Annotated in this window: 15 protein-coding genes and 2 pseudogenes; 7 read left to right on the top strand and 10 right to left on the bottom strand. The window is 63.3% G+C overall.

The window, feature by feature from the left end:
- Positions 1–67 precede the first annotated feature (67 nt).
- From GOACH_RS13235 to GOACH_RS13210, 6 genes and pseudogenes are all read right to left on the bottom strand, one after another.
- Positions 68–1,201, bottom strand: a complete 1,134-nt coding sequence (locus GOACH_RS13235; RefSeq protein ID WP_005175390.1) for a DNA cytosine methyltransferase — start codon at positions 1,199–1,201, stop codon at positions 68–70.
- 215 nt (positions 1,202–1,416) lie between these two features.
- Positions 1,417–2,685, bottom strand: coding sequence for a RelA/SpoT-related domain-containing protein (locus GOACH_RS13230; RefSeq protein ID WP_281168902.1), 1,269 nt, complete (start codon positions 2,683–2,685; stop codon positions 1,417–1,419).
- 497 nt (positions 2,686–3,182) lie between these two features.
- Positions 3,183–3,783 (bottom strand): annotated as a pseudogene (locus GOACH_RS13225) (ATP-binding protein); the annotation flags it as partial.
- A pseudogene (locus GOACH_RS24705) lies at positions 3,761–4,368 on the bottom strand (IS1634 family transposase); the annotation flags it as partial. The pseudogenes GOACH_RS24705 and GOACH_RS13225, both read right to left, overlap by 23 nt.
- A 115-nt stretch (positions 4,369–4,483) precedes the next feature.
- Positions 4,484–5,500 carry an ADP-ribosylglycohydrolase family protein gene (locus GOACH_RS13215; protein WP_005175384.1) on the bottom strand — a complete coding sequence of 339 codons (1,017 nt, stop codon included), beginning with the start codon at positions 5,498–5,500 and terminating at the stop codon, positions 4,484–4,486.
- A gap of 167 nt (positions 5,501–5,667) precedes the next feature.
- Positions 5,668–6,933 (bottom strand): vWA domain-containing protein, encoded by a 1,266-nt coding sequence (locus GOACH_RS13210; RefSeq protein ID WP_005175383.1) that lies wholly within the window; start codon positions 6,931–6,933, stop codon positions 5,668–5,670.
- A 95-nt stretch (positions 6,934–7,028) separates the two neighbouring features.
- Here GOACH_RS13210 and GOACH_RS13205 point away from each other — a divergent pair, with 95 nt between their 5' ends.
- Both GOACH_RS13205 and GOACH_RS13200 read left to right on the top strand, forming a co-directional pair.
- Positions 7,029–7,739, top strand: coding sequence for an NUDIX hydrolase (locus GOACH_RS13205; RefSeq protein ID WP_005175382.1), 711 nt, complete (start codon positions 7,029–7,031; stop codon positions 7,737–7,739).
- 123 nt (positions 7,740–7,862) lie between these two features.
- Positions 7,863–8,624, top strand: coding sequence for a hypothetical protein (locus tag GOACH_RS13200; RefSeq protein WP_005175381.1), 762 nt, complete (start codon positions 7,863–7,865; stop codon positions 8,622–8,624).
- 94 nt (positions 8,625–8,718) lie between these two features.
- Here GOACH_RS13200 and GOACH_RS13195 read toward each other — a convergent pair whose 3' ends face one another.
- Positions 8,719–9,273, bottom strand: a complete 555-nt coding sequence (locus tag GOACH_RS13195) for a hypothetical protein (protein ID WP_005175380.1) — start codon at positions 9,271–9,273, stop codon at positions 8,719–8,721.
- A gap of 61 nt (positions 9,274–9,334) precedes the next feature.
- On the opposite strand from GOACH_RS13195, the gene GOACH_RS13190 reads away from it, so the two are divergent.
- Both GOACH_RS13190 and GOACH_RS13185 read left to right on the top strand, forming a co-directional pair.
- Positions 9,335–11,293 carry a gamma-glutamyltransferase family protein gene (locus tag GOACH_RS13190; protein ID WP_005175379.1) on the top strand — a complete coding sequence of 653 codons (1,959 nt, stop codon included), beginning with the start codon at positions 9,335–9,337 and terminating at the stop codon, positions 11,291–11,293.
- Between the two features lie 99 nt (positions 11,294–11,392).
- Positions 11,393–11,956, top strand: coding sequence for a hypothetical protein (locus tag GOACH_RS13185; protein WP_005175378.1), 564 nt, complete (start codon positions 11,393–11,395; stop codon positions 11,954–11,956).
- Positions 11,957–12,022: 66 nt separating this feature from the next.
- Here GOACH_RS13185 and GOACH_RS13180 read toward each other — a convergent pair whose 3' ends face one another.
- Entirely contained in the window at positions 12,023–12,484 is a 462-nt protein-coding gene (locus tag GOACH_RS13180; protein WP_005175377.1) for an SRPBCC family protein, read from the bottom strand.
- Between the two features lie 138 nt (positions 12,485–12,622).
- Entirely contained in the window at positions 12,623–13,405 is a 783-nt protein-coding gene (locus tag GOACH_RS13175; protein ID WP_040518618.1) for a hypothetical protein, read from the bottom strand.
- A gap of 374 nt (positions 13,406–13,779) precedes the next feature.
- On the opposite strand from GOACH_RS13175, the gene GOACH_RS13170 reads away from it, so the two are divergent.
- From GOACH_RS13170 to GOACH_RS13160, 3 genes are all read left to right on the top strand, one after another.
- On the top strand, positions 13,780–14,781 hold the full coding sequence (locus GOACH_RS13170) for an amino acid ABC transporter permease (RefSeq protein ID WP_005175375.1): 1,002 nt from the start codon (positions 13,780–13,782) through the stop codon (positions 14,779–14,781).
- A 71-nt stretch (positions 14,782–14,852) separates the two neighbouring features.
- Entirely contained in the window at positions 14,853–15,608 is a 756-nt protein-coding gene (locus GOACH_RS13165; protein WP_040518665.1) for an amino acid ABC transporter ATP-binding protein, read from the top strand.
- Between the two features lie 62 nt (positions 15,609–15,670).
- On the top strand, positions 15,671–16,606 hold the full coding sequence (locus GOACH_RS13160; RefSeq protein WP_005175371.1) for a transporter substrate-binding domain-containing protein: 936 nt from the start codon (positions 15,671–15,673) through the stop codon (positions 16,604–16,606).
- Positions 16,607–16,620: 14 nt separating this feature from the next.
- On the opposite strand, the gene GOACH_RS13155 is transcribed toward GOACH_RS13160, so the two are convergent.
- Positions 16,621–17,070: a DUF5994 family protein gene (locus GOACH_RS13155; RefSeq protein ID WP_005175369.1), complete on the bottom strand. Its 450-nt coding sequence runs from the start codon at positions 17,068–17,070 to the stop codon at positions 16,621–16,623.
- Positions 17,071–17,179 lie beyond the last annotated feature (109 nt).

The following is a 17,179-nucleotide window of genomic DNA, read 5'->3' as shown; positions in this document are numbered from 1 at the left end:
ACTCACTTCTCGCTTGTATCCTCCGCATCCCCGTGATGCGGGCCCCAGGTGAGATCCTATTGAGCCCTCAATCACTACAGGAGGGGTCTGACAGAACGCTCAGCGAACGGGCCGGCCGGAGGGAGTTGCGCGACCTCGCCCAGGGGAGCGCGACCACTTTGTCGAGGTCGTGAGCCGCGACCTCCAGGCCCAATGCAGCGCAGAGAACGTGCGCACCGAGACGCGGAGGGATCGCGTTCCCGATCTGCTGGCCGATACCCACACCCGACCATGGGTAGTCGTGAGGAAACGTCTGGAGCAGGCCGGCTTCGGCGTGGCTGAAGCGATTGCGCCACTTGCCATTGGAGTCGAGAATGCGATTGCGCGTGACCTTGCCGGTCACGGTGAACGATGGTTCGGAGGAATGCCGCCGACCACGAGCCCTCGGGTCACCGCCGGACCCGTAGTTGGAGACGACTTCGAAGGGGTAGTTCCTTGCAGATCCGGGGAGAAGGGATAACGCTTCGGACATGGGCTTCCACGTGGGTACGGAGCCGGGCCTCGGATCTTGATCGCGCGCGAATCGCTGGTGGGTGCGGGCCGGGAGTTGAGGCTTGAAGGTCAGATTCGCCACGAGGACGGCGCGTCGTCGTGTCTGCGGCACCCCGTATTCCTCGGTCCGAAGGACGCCAGAAACGGTCTGGTATCCGATTCCTTGTAGGACCTCCTCCATGGCCTCCCATACTGGCAGAACCGCTGGTACCTGCTCGAGAACGATCGCCTCGTAAGGGTGCTCTTGTGCCGTGGCATCCAGTGCCCACCGCAGTGGCTCCAGGACGAGGCCGGTCCGCTCGTCGGACAGACCCTTCAGATCCTCGGTGATGTTGTCGCCGACCGACATCCGCTTGATGAACGCGAGGACGGTGTCGAGCGCGAGCCGGCCGGCGCCCTTACCCGCCACGGTGAACGTCTGGCAGGGAGGGCCGGCGGCCAGAATGCTCGCGTTGGGGAAATCTGCGGCGTGGAAATCCCGGACGTCGCCCTTGTGCGAGTGGATCTTCGCCGTCTCTCGTGTAGCGAAGGCACCTTCATCCCACTCGATACCGGTTGTCTCGATTCCAAGCCAGGCGGCTGCTACGTCTAGACCTCCCGGGCCTGCGAAGAGATCGACAATGTTGTGGCCGGCGGCACCGCTGGGTGGGCCGAGAATAGCGGGCGGCATGACGGGATTGTAGCTCTAGACCAAGCCTTCGGCCGCGCCGGAACAAGAATGTTGGTTGGCTGGCAACGCGTGCCCAACCGAGCTTCTGCTGAAGTTGTGGTCGACAGTCATACGCTGAATATGCGTAGGTCCGGTGATCTTCAATGAGCCAGAACGGGCGACGGTCAAGGTCGGTCCCGCAGCTATCGGCGGATCTGTTGAGGATTCGATCATCGTCAATCCCACCTTGAGCCACTGGCGACCAGATTCCCGTCCTTCCAGACTGCGAGGTCAAGGCCGTTTGATCTCGCCAGTATCTCGTCAATCAGGTACTCCGCATATTCTCGACCTAAGTTCGTCGCGATCCACAGTGAATCTCCGTTGTCGAGATCTACCCTCTTCGGGCGGGTGGGGCGGGGGAGGTCGTCCGCGTAACTGAGCACCTCAGGAATCTGGAGATCTCGATTGCTCCCATTGGTTGCGACGATTCGCGCTACCTCTCGCACGGCTCGTGCTGCGGGAAGCAATACGGACTGCAAGTCAGCCGGGAATGCATCGCCTTCGAGTGAATACATGCTGTAACCGGTCTTGCCGCGGAGCCTATCGAATCGCCATGCAAGTTGCTTCGCACGCGTGCTGACCACTCCGATGTCGCCAGTCATTTCAATGTAGTTCTCGCCGAATCGGGCCAGCAGTTCATCGTCAAGGCGTCTCACCCGTGTGACTTTCGTGTCCGCGTTCATAAGTGCGCGGATCTCCGTGCTGTCCTGATCCTCGAGCGCGACCTCGAGAGATTCGATGGTGTGCAAGCCGCACGCTCGTACCAGTTCACATGCGAATGCAACCCCGGCTGTGGACCCTTCTTCGTCCTCAGGGAACCGATTTCCGAGAAAATCTGCGAGGTTGGTCTCGACAACAGGGGCGCCACCTGTACCAACGCCGACTTTTTCGTCGTCTTTTGCGCTTGGCTCTGGCAACTGGGTTGGCACCTGTGTTGTCGCAGGGTTGGCCAGTATCCTGTCGATTGCAACGAATGTCTCGTCGAGTGCGCGTCTGCAGTCTGAAGCTGCGCCGAAGAGCTGATCGATCGTCTCTTTGTCGTTCTCGCCGATCTTTGTGTACTGCGCTCCCTTGTATCTCCGAGAGTGCTCGAACTCGGCCCACGCATGCCCTGCGACAGTTCGGATCTGTTTCTCAAGTCCGCCAAACCGATCAAAGTACTGGGAGAGCTTCCCGCCGGCGATGAGCCATCCCGGTTCGGCATCCTCGCGGTGACCCGTGACCACCAGATGGTGGCAATCGTATTCCCGAAGACGTGGCGGGTACGTATCGCCTGGATTTCGATCCTCTCCATCCTTGATGGCCAAGCGGCCGCGGATTAGTTCGACTGACCGATCCAAGTCGGTTCTCGAGTAGGTAATTATTCTCACCGCGACAGAGTCGGTAACCTCCTGAATAGGGTTCGCATAGCCCTTGGCTTCGCACTTGTTTATGAATGATCGAATTGACTTGGACCTTGCTGTTACAGCATGGGGAACGACACCCGCCTCTGCCAGTAGTCGATTCAGATACGTCTGTATTTCGTCGGCCGCTTTGGGTAATCAGTCCCAGTTCGTGTAGTCAACGCTCACTTCGGTGTCCCATCATCATCCCCGAGTGCGATTTGGTGCTGCCGCTCATCAGCAACAGATACATGTTTATCAGACAGACAGAGCCGACACGGCCAGCGAGCGCGCTTCTTCGGGAGCTGTGATGGTTCATGGATCTCGGGTAGGCGCAGAGCAATCCGACCTGGATTTGCCTGACTTGGCTTAATTCTCGGCTGGCGGTGATCGCGACTTGGAGGTCGCCAGGTAGTGGATAGGCGGCAGTGATGCGGTATCGGCGTGTGGTGGTGACGAGCTTCTCGATCGACCAGCCGGTGCGGCTTCTGATGAACCGGCTGATGGTCAGGCGGCGAACACTATGGCCAGGTGAAAGTCCTCGCCCAGTGCGGTTTGGTTTAGTGGTGGGGCGCCTCCGTTCGGTGGGTCACGCGGCAGGAATCGCTGCGGGTGCAAATGATGGCGTGATGTAGGAGCCGGTCGAGGATGCTGACGGCGGTAGTGTGTTCGGGCAGGAGTCGGCCCCCCTTTTGCGAAGGACCAGGGGGAGGCGATCGCGAGGTAGCGGCGATCGTAGGCGCCGGCGACGAGCCGGAATAACAATTGGGTGCCGGTATTGTCCAGGGGTGCGAATCCCATTTCATCGACGATGATGAGGTTCTGGCGTAGCGTGGTGTCGATGATCTTGCCGACGGTGTCGTCGGCCATGCCGCGATACAGCGTTTCGACGAGGTCGATGGCGGTGAGGTGACGCACTTCGTGCCCGGCGTGTACTGCGGCGATCTTGAGCCCGATTAGAGTGTGGCTCTTGCGCGTTCCGGTGGGCCCGATGATCGCCAGACTATATTGTGCGCGCATCTATTCCAACGAAATCAGGTAAGCGAAGGTGTCCGCTGGGATCGATGAGGCGGCCACATCGAAGGTCTCCAATGTTTTGGTGACAGGGAATCCGGCTGCTTTGAGGCGGTTGCGGATGTTGGAGACGTCTCGAGCCGAGATCATTGGAGAAGCCGGGTTTACGGAACCCATCGGCGTTGACGGTCTCGAAGTACAGGGTCGTCACATCGTAGAGACACAGCATTGCCGGCCCGATATTGGCATGCGTGGAACACGATTTCGCCAATTTCTGCCGCCATACGGGGTCGGCGTAGACCGGTATCCGTCGTTTGAGCGTCACGTACGACACCGGGCTGAGTCCAGCTTCGGCGACCACACGCAGGGAGTCGAGTTGGCTGTCGGTTCGATGATCAGGCCGATCACGAGATCATCGCACACGCTGTCGGAGTTAGGGATCGAAGCGAACTCGAGCTCGGCGTACACGGCGGTGAACGCATCCAGCAGAACCGCTATCCGCAAGCTGGTGATCGGGAGTGGGGCTGGCCCGTCCGCAGTCACCAACCCCAAGTCGAGTTACTGCTGGCCGCCGGCCAGCCGATCGGTGGCTGCGGCCTTCAACGCCGCCACTTCAGCAGCGGTATGCGCCGAGCCGAGGTCCTCAATCTCGCGGGATCCGCGACGGTTAGACCCCACGATCTGGACAGCCGTCGCTCCCGACTTGGTCTTCACCGTCCGCACAAACGCCACTCGAGCGGCCTAAAACGCCGCCCGTTAGGTGTCTGCCCCGACACCTAACACACCAGGTCACAGCCCCGCGAACCGTGAAAATTGAGCCAAGCCAGGCGCCCGACCCGTAGTTCGGCTACTTTCCAGAGCCGCCGTTTTTAGGCCGACGCCGCGAAGGAAGGTGAGCAAGATCGATCGCGGCTGTTGCATGCCCGTCCAGCATCGGCCAGCCATGGACTGTATTGGTCCATCGGTCGTCAAATGCTTCACGCCCCCACCGCGCGCCCAGGAGCCCGCCAGCGATTGCGGCAACGGTATCGGTGTCATCCCCGATCCGGATCGCGGTGTAGAGACTCTCCCTGACATGCGTCGGGCCGTCGTCGGCTGGCGTGTGCAGGATGGATGAGGCGGCTGCCTGCAACGCTGTGACCGTGAAGCCGTTGGGAGTGAAGCGCGACGGACTCTGGGTCGTGGCGTCAGCGAGCCAGGAGCGCCACTGCGATCGACGCTCGTCGGATATCAGGTCAAAGCCAGCCTGAATGTCGATGCGTCCCTCGATGATCGCTACCCGGATTGCTTCGCTCCACAGAACGCACGAGTCTCCTGCGAGTTCGTCAGCATGGGTGAGCGAGGCAACGGCACGGGCGGCCTCGGCGAGCGTCTCGCGGTCGTCGAGGTGAGCCAGCGCTACCGGTCCAGTCCGCATCAGCGCCCCGTTGCCGGCTGAGTGCGGATTGGCAGTGGCGAAGACCTGGGACTCCGCGAACATTGCAGAGCAAGCTGTCGCGGTCGGATCTGACTTCAGACGACGATAAGTTGCGCTGAGGACAGCCCGCGTCTGGTTGCCGATGTCGGGCGGGTTGCCGTCGAAGTCGGTGTACCAGCGCATGAATCCGCGGGCAACGGCGTCGAGGCCCTCTTCGGACGTGAGGTCGTGACCGCCGGCAACAGCCTCGGCGATCGCCATCGCCATCGAGGTGTCGTCGCTCCACTCGCCGGGTTCGTAGTTGCCGAGGCCGCCGCCTTTCATGACTGGGACTTCTTCTGGGCCGAGTCGGGGTTGGAATTCGTAGGGAACTCCGAGCGCGTCGCCGATGCCGGTGCCGAGGAGGACCGCGGAGGCGCGGTCCGCTTGCGCGGGTATGAGTTGCATTGGTGGGTAGGCCTTTCGGGTATGGGTGGGTGGTTTCGACTCGACGGCTCGACTGGCGCCTCGCGGTCGGCTCAACCACCGGGGGAGGGGTGGTTTCGACTCGACAGCTCGGCTGGCGCCTCGCGGTCGGCTCAACCACCGGCGAACACGCTCGACCATCGATCCGGCTATCCCCGCCGACCGCGCTTCCGGTTGCCGAGATGGTACGAGTCCCGCGTCATCTTCGAGACGTAGCCCGCGTCACCGGCAGCGCCAACAGTCCCGAGCTCCTCGATCAGCGACAGCTCGTCGTCAATCGCGCTTCGCTCGGCAGGTGCGGCGAGCAGTGCCGACGAGATCAGACTGTCCCGCGAGGCCTGCAGGTACGAGCTGCCGGCATCCAGATCGCCACGCTCGTACGCTTCCGACGCGTGCAGCTTGGCGGCCTGGCCCTCCTGGTACAGCTTCTCCGACTGCACGCGCGGATCGGCGATCCGGCCATCCGCCTCATCACCGGGCACCACGTTCACCGTGACCGGCAGCGTCACCGTGTGCTCAGTAAGCGTCGCCGACTCGACGTACCGTAGCTCGAGCTCGGCGATCTGCGAGACACCCAACCCCGACATCCCGTCAACGGCCAACTTCAGCAGCAGCTTTCGCGCTTCGGAGCCGTACAGGTCGCCCAGCTCTATGGAAACCTCGCCGTCGGCCACCTGGTGTGCGGGAAGATCGTTGTACAGACTCACCTGCACCTGCGGGATGAACCGCACGGTCAGTGTCACCGCCTGCACGGCCTTCGACAGCAACCCGTCAACCTCACCGCCGATCGCCGCACCAGCTGCATCCGGGTCCTCGGCAAACACGTGGTTCCCGTTGCCGGACCGAGCAATTGCTGCGAGCAGTGTCTCGTCGTAGCCACGTCCATAGCCGAGCGTCGAGGTCACGATGCCGTCGGCGGCAGCCTTGGCGGTCAGGGACGCGAACTCGTCGACGTCGCTGATGCCGCTGTTGACGTGTCCGTCGCTGATGACAAGCACTGTGCCGCCGCTGATTCCGACCTGCTTGGCGGCGCGGCGTAGTTCCTGCAGGCCACGAAGGTAACCCGACGACAGGTCGGTGGAGCCGCCCGAGACAATCGATTCGACGAGATCGGCGGCACGCTCCTTGTCAGCGAGTAGGCCGGCGGGCACGGCAACCTGGGCCTCGTTGTCGAAGGTGACGACGCCAAAGACGTCGTGCGGGTCGAGTCGGCTGATGACCCCGGCCAGTGCCTTCTTGGCACCCTCGAGCGGGGGACCGCTCATCGAGCCGCTGCGGTCCAGGACGATCTGCAGAGCGGAGGGCGCCCGTTCCGTGGTTGGCGCCTCGGGTGCTTCCAGTTCGATCAACACCGAGACTTCATCGGCGGATTCGTGGGCAACGACGTCGACGTCGAGGGCGGTGGAGAACTTCATGACCTGCTCCTGTTCCCGCCCGGGTAACGAACCGAGGCGACTTTGCGCGGAAGTGCGATTAGTAGTTTGAGTGAAAATGCGAATAGTGTCAAGGGGTGGCTACGACCTCACGACCTCGCCTCGCGAGCTATCCACGCCCGAACGTCGCCGTCGACATCGCGGTGCTGACCGTCGCCGACGGTCAGTTGAACGTTGTCGTGCAACGTGATTCGGACTCTGGAAAAGCGGCTCTTCCTGGACGTTTCATTCGAGAACGGCGCACCGTCGACGAGACAGTCCGTGAGGTTCTGGAACTCAAGCTGGGACTTTCACCCGATCGCGTCCGGCCGCATCTGCTCGCGGTGTTCAGCGATCCTGATCGAGATCCCCGCGGGTGGACGATCTCGATCGCGCATGCCGTCGCACAACCCGCTTCGGCGCTGACGGACGTCGTCGGAGAGCTTGCTCCACTCGACGTCGACGGGCGTCTCGCGTCGGGGGAGCGGTTGCTCTACGACCATGACGAGATCATTGCATCCGCCACTGACAATCTTCGCGAACGCTACGAGGACCGTCCCGATCCCGACGGTCTGCTGCCCGAGCCGTACACACTGTCGGACCTGCGTGAGCTGCATGAAGCGATCCTCGGTCGACGCCTGATGCGGGACTCGTTCAACCGGCGCGTGCAGCCGCTTCTGGAACCAAAGGTCGACGAGATGGGTGTGCCGGAGACAAGGGTCGGCGGCGGGCGGCCGGCGCGGTTGTTCATGAAGAGCGCACCCCCGACCGCAACGTTCGGCTGGAAGCTGCCGAGTAAGGATGGGTGATCGCGCTGGCGGCAATCGGACGGTAGGTGAAATGTCCGAGTTGCTACATTAGCCTCTCGAACGTTCAATGAGGAAACCGATGCTGGGCGATATGTTCGACCGTCGAAAGGCTGGGGATGCCGCGTGTCGGTGACGCGCTTTCCGGTACCCGGCTCGTGGACCGATCGGCGTGGCCAGTTCCTCTTCTCGATCGGGCTCTTTGTGGTCTTCACGATGCTGTGTGCGATGTGGACCATTCGCGTACTGGTGGTTGGGGCGTTACCGGCGGTTCTCGTGTCGATCGCCTTGGGAATCGGGGCGGGCGCGCTTGCAGTCAACGCGTACCGCGTCAGAATTGCGGAACGCGTCGTGCCGCGATGTGCGTGGTCAGCCACGGGACTGATTGTCCTGCCGGACGCGAAAAGTCAAACACTCGCGAACACGGGAATAGGTGCGTTGGGTATCGCTGAAACCGCGTTTGCAGTACTGGCGCCTCTGCATCTGATTGATCTCGAACTCTCCGGCGAGCAAAGGCTCATCTTCTCTATCGCTGCGGCGGTTGCCGCGGCGACGGCGTTGGCTCATTTACTCATGCTCGCGCGTCACGGGTCGCCCCGCGTGCAGCTTGGCGCAAGCACGATCACGATCTTTGACGGGATGCGGCGACTCGACGTGCCGTGGGACAACATCGCGACCATCAAAGACCACCCCGAAGCAGGACGATCCCACAGCGGCCACACTATCTGCGTCGTACCGGAGAGCGGACGCGCTTACAACTTCGAGCAGAGTGGCTCGTACACGCCGGGAGGTATCGGGCTCTTCTGGATGCTTCGCTTCTATTGGTTGACTCCCGAGGCGCGAGCAGAACTCGGTGATGGACGAGCGGCGGAACGCTATCTGGCGTAGGTGTTCGAGGCTGAATGCGGGAGGATTCCCACCGGTTTATTGGCTCGCCGCGCCCGCCGAGACAGTCCTGCCAGCCCGTCGTGCACGCCGACGATCACAAATGCACGTAGAGCTTCCGCGGCCGCGGACCGATCCGCGCGAGCAACTCCTCGTCGAACTCATCTAATAATGGAAACGCGTTGACGAACGAAATCGAACCGTAGTTGCAGTACCCGCCCAAGATGTGTTGCCAGTTACCGAGCAGGTCGCTGTGACCGCATTCGACGCACGTGGTCACGGGCTCCGTCCGCGAATCATTCCACTGCGTCATCAGTTCGCCCATCCGGGAGTCCGCGATGGGTACGGAACACTGGGGGCAGGGCGGCGGCTCAAAGCTATTCATGTTCGTCGACATGGTCCATTCTTTCTCGGCGCGCACGCCGAACAGGATGTAGGTGCCACCGGCGATTGCGCTAAGTGGAACCTGGGCGGGGTCGAAAGCCTCAGCGAAGCGCGAACCCTCCCGGTACTGCCCGTAGAAGCGGTCCAGCCGCGACATCGGAGCAATTACCTCGCGCTCGAGGAGCCACGAAACAATGTCGTCTACGGCTGTGCTTGCCTGCTTTTCGTCCGCGTCGAGGCTCAGATAGGTGACCCACTTGTCCGACATCTACTGCTAGCCCTCCGTTTTGCGACACATACCCGCTCAGTCTTCCCTACCCTTAACCCGTATGCGCCGTACACCGCACGCAAGCACGCTCCTCCGCGCCGCAGCACTCGCCGTCGCGCCGGCCCTGATCCTGACCGCCTGCTCGTCGTCGACCGACGGCGCGCAGGTCCGCATGACGTGCGGGGAACTGCACACCGGGACCCAGATCGACTCCAGTGCCGCCGCGCAGTCGTCTGCCGACATCTCGACCCGCCCTGAGGCGGCGACCGGCTACCGCACCGGGATGCAGCCCGTCCAGACGCACACCTATGCCGCTGCGACGGCGAATCCGCTGGCCACCAAAGCGGCGTGCGAGGTCCTCCGCGACGGCGGTACAGCGGCCGACGCACTGGTGACCGCGCAGACGGTGCTCGGACTCGTCGAGCCGCAGTCGTCGGGAGTCGGCGGCGGCGCATTCGCCCTCTACTACGACGCCAACACCCACAAGGCGACTGCGTTCGACGGCCGCGAGACGGCCCCAGCGGCCGCCACCGAGGACTACCTGCGCTACATCAGCCCGACCGACCAACGTGCACCGATCCCAAGCGCACGCGCCTCGGGCCGCTCCATCGGAGTACCCGGCGCAGTGCGGATGCTCGAGGAGATCCACAACGAGCATGGGCGCACCGACTGGAGGAAGCTCTTCGATCCCGCAGTCAGCCTCTCCGACAACGGCTTCGACATCTCGCCGCGTCTCGCGACTGCGATTGCCGAATCCGCCAAAGACCTCAAGGCTGACGACGACGCGCGCTCGTACTTCCTCAACCCCGACGGCACACCGAAGGCGGCCGGAACACGACTGACCAACCCCGCCTACGCAAAGACACTGGGCGCGTTGGCAACCGACGGCGCACAAGCCCTCTACTCCGGACCCATCGCCGACGCGATTGTCGCGAAGGCGAGCTCGACGTCGAACGGAATGACGCCGAGTCTCATGACCACCGACGACCTGAAGAACTACCGGGCGATGCGTCGCGAACCGGTATCGACCGAGTACCGCGGCCACCGGATTGTCGCGATGCCCGGGCCGTCGTCGGGCGGCATCACTGTCGCCGCGACAATGGGCATCCTCTCCAACTTCGACATCCCTTCCATGGGTCCGACCGACATCGACCGCGACGGCGGGCACCCCAATCCCGAAGCGGTGCACCTGATCAACGAATCAGAGCGCCTCGCCTACGCCGACCGCGACAAGTACATCGCCGACCCCGACTTCATTCCACTACCCGGCAAAGGTGTTGCGACGATGCTCGATCCGACGTACTTGAAACAGCGTGCGGCACTGATCAAGCCGAACGTCTCGCTCGGCAAGGCTCAGCCCGGCGACCTCGGCGAGGTGCCGCTTGGCTCCTACGTCGGGACTGAGCACGGCACCAGCCACATCACTGTCGCCGACAAGTACGGCAACGTGGCGTCGATGACGACAACCGTCGAATCGGCGTTTGGCAGCTTCCACATGGTCGATGGCTTCATCCTCAACAACCAGCTCACCGACTTCTCTGCTGAGCCACGCGATGAGTCCGGACAGCTCCTCGCCAACCGCGTCTCGCCCGGTAAGCGGCCGCGCTCGTCGATGGCGCCGACCCTGGTCATGCAGCCCGGCACCAATGGCGGCCCGGATACCTTGACCGCAGCCCTCGGATCGCCCGGCGGATCAGTGATCATTCAGTTCGTCGTCAAAACCCTTGTCGGCATGCTGGATTGGAAGCTCAACCCGCAACAGGCGGTGTCGATGATCGACTTCGGCACGGCAAACACCCCGACGTCGAACGTCGGTGGCGAGCACCCTTTGGTCAATACCGCGCACGACGGCGCCGACGACCCGCTCGCCAGGGGGCTGCGCGAACGCGGAGAGCAGGTGTCGGTCGACGACCAGTCCAGCGGACTCAGCGCCCTGCAGCGATCCGACGACGGCTGGCTCGGCGGGGCAGATCCGCGTCGGGAGGGTGCCGTGATGGGCGACGGCGCGTCGTTGAAGTGACGAATGGTGCCGCGATTGAATGACCCCGCTAACACCTCGCCACCGTCGGACGACAGTCCAGATGTCCGGGCAGTACCGACGCCACTGGAGGAGAACCGAATGGCGCAGCAAATGTTCACAGGACGTACACGGACCCGCCGGGCCATCAGGTTCCGAACCACAGCGGCATTCGTCATCGCCGCGAGCGCCATGGTCGGCGTCGGAGTGACGGCCGGGCAAGCGTCCGCCGCGCCGTACTACCCGGCTCCGCCCGCCACGGTGTGCTCGACGAACATCCAAAATCCCTACTTCCCGCCATTGCCCGTAGCCGGCAAGCTTCGGATCGAGCAGTCGGGCCGCGTTGTCGAGACCCCGACCAGGCGGGTGGTCGACCACGGGATGGTCACCCTCGAATTCGTCAACGCGACTCAACTTTTCACACCGCCCTTCGATCAAACCGTCCGTTTCTCGTGGCGCAACCTCGACTCCCGACAGACCGGGGTCGCCATCGGCCACACGTCGGTCCGCGGCGAGGCGTCGATCGCGTATGCGGAACGGCTACGCACCGGCCCCGGCCGGATCGTCGTCCGAGCCGACGTGACCAACCGCGGTGCGGCCAACACCGGATCGTCTGGCGCGGTCACCCGCGCGACGTGCGTCGGCAGGTCCTTCAGCGTCGTTTGAGAGGCATGTTGCGTGGGATCCCGGGTACCGAAAATGTCCCCGTGGATCCCACGCAACGGCGAGCTCTCAGTGCTGCTCGACCGTCCGCGCCAGGATTCCCAGCGTCGCGCGCAGCCCGGCCTCGGGGATGATCGGGAACCGTCCCTTGACGTCCTCGTTGGTGACGCGGCTCCAGTCGTAGTACGTGGTGACGAGTGTCCCGTCGTCGGCGGGCTCGAGGCGATAGCCGTAGCGATGATCGAGTGGCGGCTTCACCGTGCCGATGATGGTCCATTCGATCCACCGGTCCTGCTCGAAGCCGGTGATGATCACGCGCACCTCGTACTTGCCCATCGGAAGGTCGTTGAGCGACTCGCGATCCATGTGGACCACGAACTCATCGCCGACCGCACTCACCGACGACCCCTCGGCGCTCTGCAGCATGCCAGAACTGTCGATGACGACATGGCCGTTGGGAGAGGTCAGTAGCGCGAAGATCGCGGCAGGGTCGGCGTGAATCAGGCGGGTGATCTCGAATGATTCGGGCATCAGGCTCCTCGGTGTCGGTGGTCGCACACCACGGTAGGCGCTCGTGGGCGCGCCAGGTCGGAACGATCAATGGCCGTCCTTTCACTGCCTCACAATCCGGCCTCGGCACGTACAAACCGAAGCCTGGGGCCCGTCCGACTAGCGACGGCGGCCACTGCCTGGATGACCCATCAAGCGCGCGCCGCGCCGATGCCATGGGCTGATGTCGTACTCGGCGCCTGGCCGACGCTGCGCCTCGGAAATGGTTGCCGCGGCGTCATCGCTTGCTTGATTGATCCGAAGTGCGTTGGCTGTCGGGCGACCCTCATCTCGGTCGACGGGGTGGCCGGGTGGTTCGAAGATCTCCTTCAACTCGTAGTACTCCTCGAGCTCCGTTGATGTCAGCGGGGCCACCGCTTGCTCCAGCACGAAGCGTTCGTAGCGCATGAGCATGCGGCGAGAACTCGCGCGTGAGTGTCGACGGCGTATCAGCGACGCGATGGCGGCCGGAACGATATCGGTGTGGCTCAGCAGTTGTGCACCAAAGTCGTTCGCCAGGTTGAAGATGTAGGCGGTCGGAAGCCCAACGCCCTCGGCCAATCCTCCGACTGTAATCGAGGTGCCGCTCGTGGAATCGGCTCGACGCTGTGGCTTGCCGCGCTTCCTCCGCGAGCCGGATCGGGGAGTAGCAGGGTAGAAGACGCTCTCGAGAGCACGGAGCTCTACGGCTTCGGTCAGAGCGAGTTTGCGTCGCGCCTGCGCTGCGGTCAGCGCTTCGTACCGACCGCGCAGTTGTGACGTGCGCTGGCGTGAGAACGCGCCCTTGAACTGGCGAACCGTAGTCTCAGCGAGGACGTCGGCGGCAGAGCGAACCCCGTAGTCCCGCAACGTATGCGCAAGGGTAACCACGTCGTCGACCGCGAGCCCATATTCGCTCGCCATTTTCAATGCGGTGTACCTCTGCAATTCAGGTGCTTCCTTCGTGTTGGTCGCGCGGTGTCCTGGATCCCTCCCGTGATACATATCACGCGAGGCCGACAAAACACCTAGAACCCGCAACTCAGACACTTGTACGTGCAGTGCCGCGCCAGGACCGAACAACCACCCGCCCCGCTTCGCGGCCCTAAGAATCGTGCCGATTCATACCCTCGGCGGGCTGACCCAGCCGCATTAGCCTTGCGTCGGTGATGAGCGTCAGCGCCGAGCCCTGGCCTGCTGAACAGCGGCTCCCTCGTGACGGGGTGCCGAAGAGCTCGTCGTGACCGCCCGACGTGAGCAGGCACCCGCCGCTGCCGCAACGACGACATTGAGGACCCGTGACCGCAGAACTGTCCACAGCACCGCCGCGTGCGCCGCTCACCAGCGAGCCGTGCGACGCCGAGCTGCTCTCGGCCACCCTGGTCAAGGCGCGAAAGCCCGGCCAGTGGGTGAGCAGCGTCGTGGTGTTGGTGCTCGCGGCGATGCTGGTTCACACACTCATCACCAATCCGCGATTCCAGTGGGATGTGGTGGGCGACTACTTCTTCCACGACTCGATCCTCCGGGGACTCGGGCTCACCCTGTGGTTGACCGCCGCCGTCATGGTGTGCGGTTTCGCATTGGGCATCGTGCTCGCGGTGATGCGGTTGTCGTCGAATCCGATTCTGTCGACGCTGAGTGCAGGCTACGTCTGGCTGATTCGCTCGATCCCGCCCCTGGTGCAACTACTCTTCTGGTACGAGCTGGCCTCGCTGTATCCGCAACTGTCACTCGGGATTCCGTTCGGACCCGAGTTCGTCAAGGCAGACACAGCGCACCTCTTCTCCGGAGTGCTCGCTGCCTTCGTCGCGTTGACCATCGATGTCGCGGCGTTCGCGGCCGAGATCGTGCGCGGCGGTATCCTCTCAGTCGACCGGGGCCAGGCCGAGGCTGCGGAAGCGTTGGGGCTGAGCAGGTATCGCATCTTCCGACGAATCATCCTGCCGCAAGCTATGCCCGCGATCGTCCCGGCGTCGGGCAACCTGTTGATCGGACTATTGAAGGCCACCTCGATCGTCAGTGTGATCGCCGTGCAGGACCTGCTCTACTCGACGCAGCTCATCTACCAGCAGAACTACCTGATCCTGCCGCTGCTGCTGGTGGCAACCATCTGGTACATCATCGTCACCAGCGTGCTGTCGATCGGACAGCACTTCGCCGAACGTCACTACTCCCGCGGTAATCGCTCACCGCAACACAGCTTGTGGACGACGTTCCGCGAGAACCTGCCCCTCTTCGGCCGGGTTCGCACCGATTTGCTCCGATTCGACCGACGTACCCGCAAGGCGGTGGACGCGTGAGCTTCTCGACGACGCACCGCACACATGAACGCCACACCCGCGAGCGTGACGCACTCGAACACGACGACACGCTGCCCCTTGTCCGAATCCGCGGACTGCGCAAGAGCTTCGGACTGCACAGGGTCCTCGATGGCATCGACGTCGACGTTCCGACAGGCACCGTGACAGTGCTGCTCGGACCGTCGGGTTCAGGCAAGTCGACGCTGCTGCGGTGCATCAACCATCTCGAGAAGCCCGACAGCGGGTTCGTCGAGGTCGGCGGTGAGATCATCGGATACCGTCCCTCTGCGGGCAAGCTACATGAACTGTCCCACGGTGAGATTGCCAGGCAGCGCTCGACGATCGGCATGGTCTTCCAGCAGTTCAACCTGTTCGGGCATATGACGGTGCTGCAGAACGTGATCGAAGGTCCGCTCGCGGCGGGAATCCCACGCAGCGAGGCGGTCGCACGTGCAGGTGATCTACTCGAACGAGTTGGTATGGCCGGCCGCGAGGATGCCTATCCGCGCCAACTCTCCGGTGGCCAGCAGCAGCGCGTCGCCATCGCTCGTGCGCTCGCATTGAAGCCACGCCTGATGCTATTCGACGAACCGACGAGCGCACTCGACGCCGAACTCGTCGGCGAAGTGCTCGCTGTGATCCGCGACCTCGCCCGCAGCGGCATGACGATGGTGATCGTGACGCACGAGATCGGCTTCGCCCGCGAGGTGGCCGACCAGGCGATCTTCCTCGACGGCGGTCGCATCGTCGAATCCGGTTTTCCCTCAGAGATTCTCGACGACCCGCAGCACGAACGCACCAGGGCGTTCCTGTCCGCCGTGCTCTGACACGAGGATCAACAGCCTTCCGCCTCCGTGTCACAACCCCAACTGTGCAAAGGATTTCGACGATGACGCACCGCGTACGCATTCTCCCCCTACTCGCTGCCACCGCTGTCGTGTGCAGCGTCGCGCTGAGTGGCTGCGGATCGTCGGATGACACCGTGGGCTCCGCTGAGGCGTCGGCGGTTCCGACGCAGGACATCACGAGCCGAATTGCCAAGGACGAGAAGATCAGTGCCGAGCTACCGGCGAACGTGCGCTCGGCGGGAACACTGACAGTGGGGACCACGCAGACGCCCGGCACGTCCAATTTGCCGCACGGCGGAGTGGTCGACAACAAGAACGTCGGACTCGATCTCGATCTGCGCAACGCGATCGGCAAGGTGCTCGGCCTCAACTGGAACGTACAGTACGGAACGTTCGCCTCGATCATTCCGGGCGTGCAGAACGGTAAGTACCAGGTGGGGCAAGCGAACTTTGGGGTCACCGCCGAGCGGGAGAAGGTCCTCGACTTCTCGACCTACCTCAGCGACGGACAGGGCTTCCTCGGCTCGTCACGCGTGGACCTGCAGAAGGTCTCGACCATCACCGACGTCTGCGGGTACACGATCGCCACCACCCCGGGCTCGACCTTCCAGACGTTGCTCAGCTCACACGTCGCCGACTGCGCCAAGGTCGGCAAGAAGCCCTGGACCGTACAGTATTTCAACGACACCGCCCCGATCTTCCTGGGACTGGCCAACGGCAAGGTCGATCTGTTCTTCGGCCCGGTCCTCAGCCTCAAGTACGACGAGAAGCACGTCGAGGGCACCAAGTTCCTCGGCCAGATCAGCTCGACGTCGGTCGGCTTTGTCACCGCGAAGGACTCGGGGCTGGCAAAACCGCTGTCCGACGCAGTCAACAAGCTGATCGAGACCGGCGACTACGCCAAGATCTTCGCCAAGTGGGGCGTCCCCGACACGGGCGTCGACAGGTCGACTGTCAATCCCCCGAGCACGTTCTGAGCCCGAGCACGTTCTCAATTGGCCTGGGCGGCGTCGGCGAGTCCGGTCAGGTACTGCTCCGCGATCGAGAGGATTCGTTGACCCCGCCTGCACTCCAGCGAGTGCATGTGTCCGTCGGGAAGGTCGTCGTCGCTGGCGAGGTGCATCAGGATCGCGGCCAGAGACGAGGCCGTCCGGCACGGGATCACGAGCAGCGTGGCGCTACGTCGGGTTGCATTGAGCGTCATGAGCGGCGGAACCGTCGGGGAGTCGGCGGAGTCGAGTCCCGGATAGCGGCGATAGGACTGCCAGTGCACCGAGATCGACGTGACATCCCCGAGAAGCGGCGCAACCGCGAGGGACAGGCTGCTCAGCTCGTGCGCGAGATTCGCCGTGTACGGGTACCAGGCTCCCGCAACCGGAGCATCGGGGTCACTCGTGAAGCGAACCCGCGTGGGCCCCAAAGTCGGTGCGATACTCGTCACTGGGCACTCTCCTGACCGGCCGTCGGGCCGTACTCGTCGGTGACCAACACACGACGACGCGGCCACGTCGGCTATGAGTGCAAATCAGCTGGACCTGACTCTACGCCTA

It is taken from the genome of Gordonia aichiensis NBRC 108223 (assembly GCF_000332975.1).
GTDB lineage: Bacteria > Actinomycetota > Actinomycetes > Mycobacteriales > Mycobacteriaceae > Gordonia > Gordonia aichiensis.
Note: the sequence above shows the minus strand (reverse complement) of the source record. Positions and strands in the feature narration are given on the sequence as shown.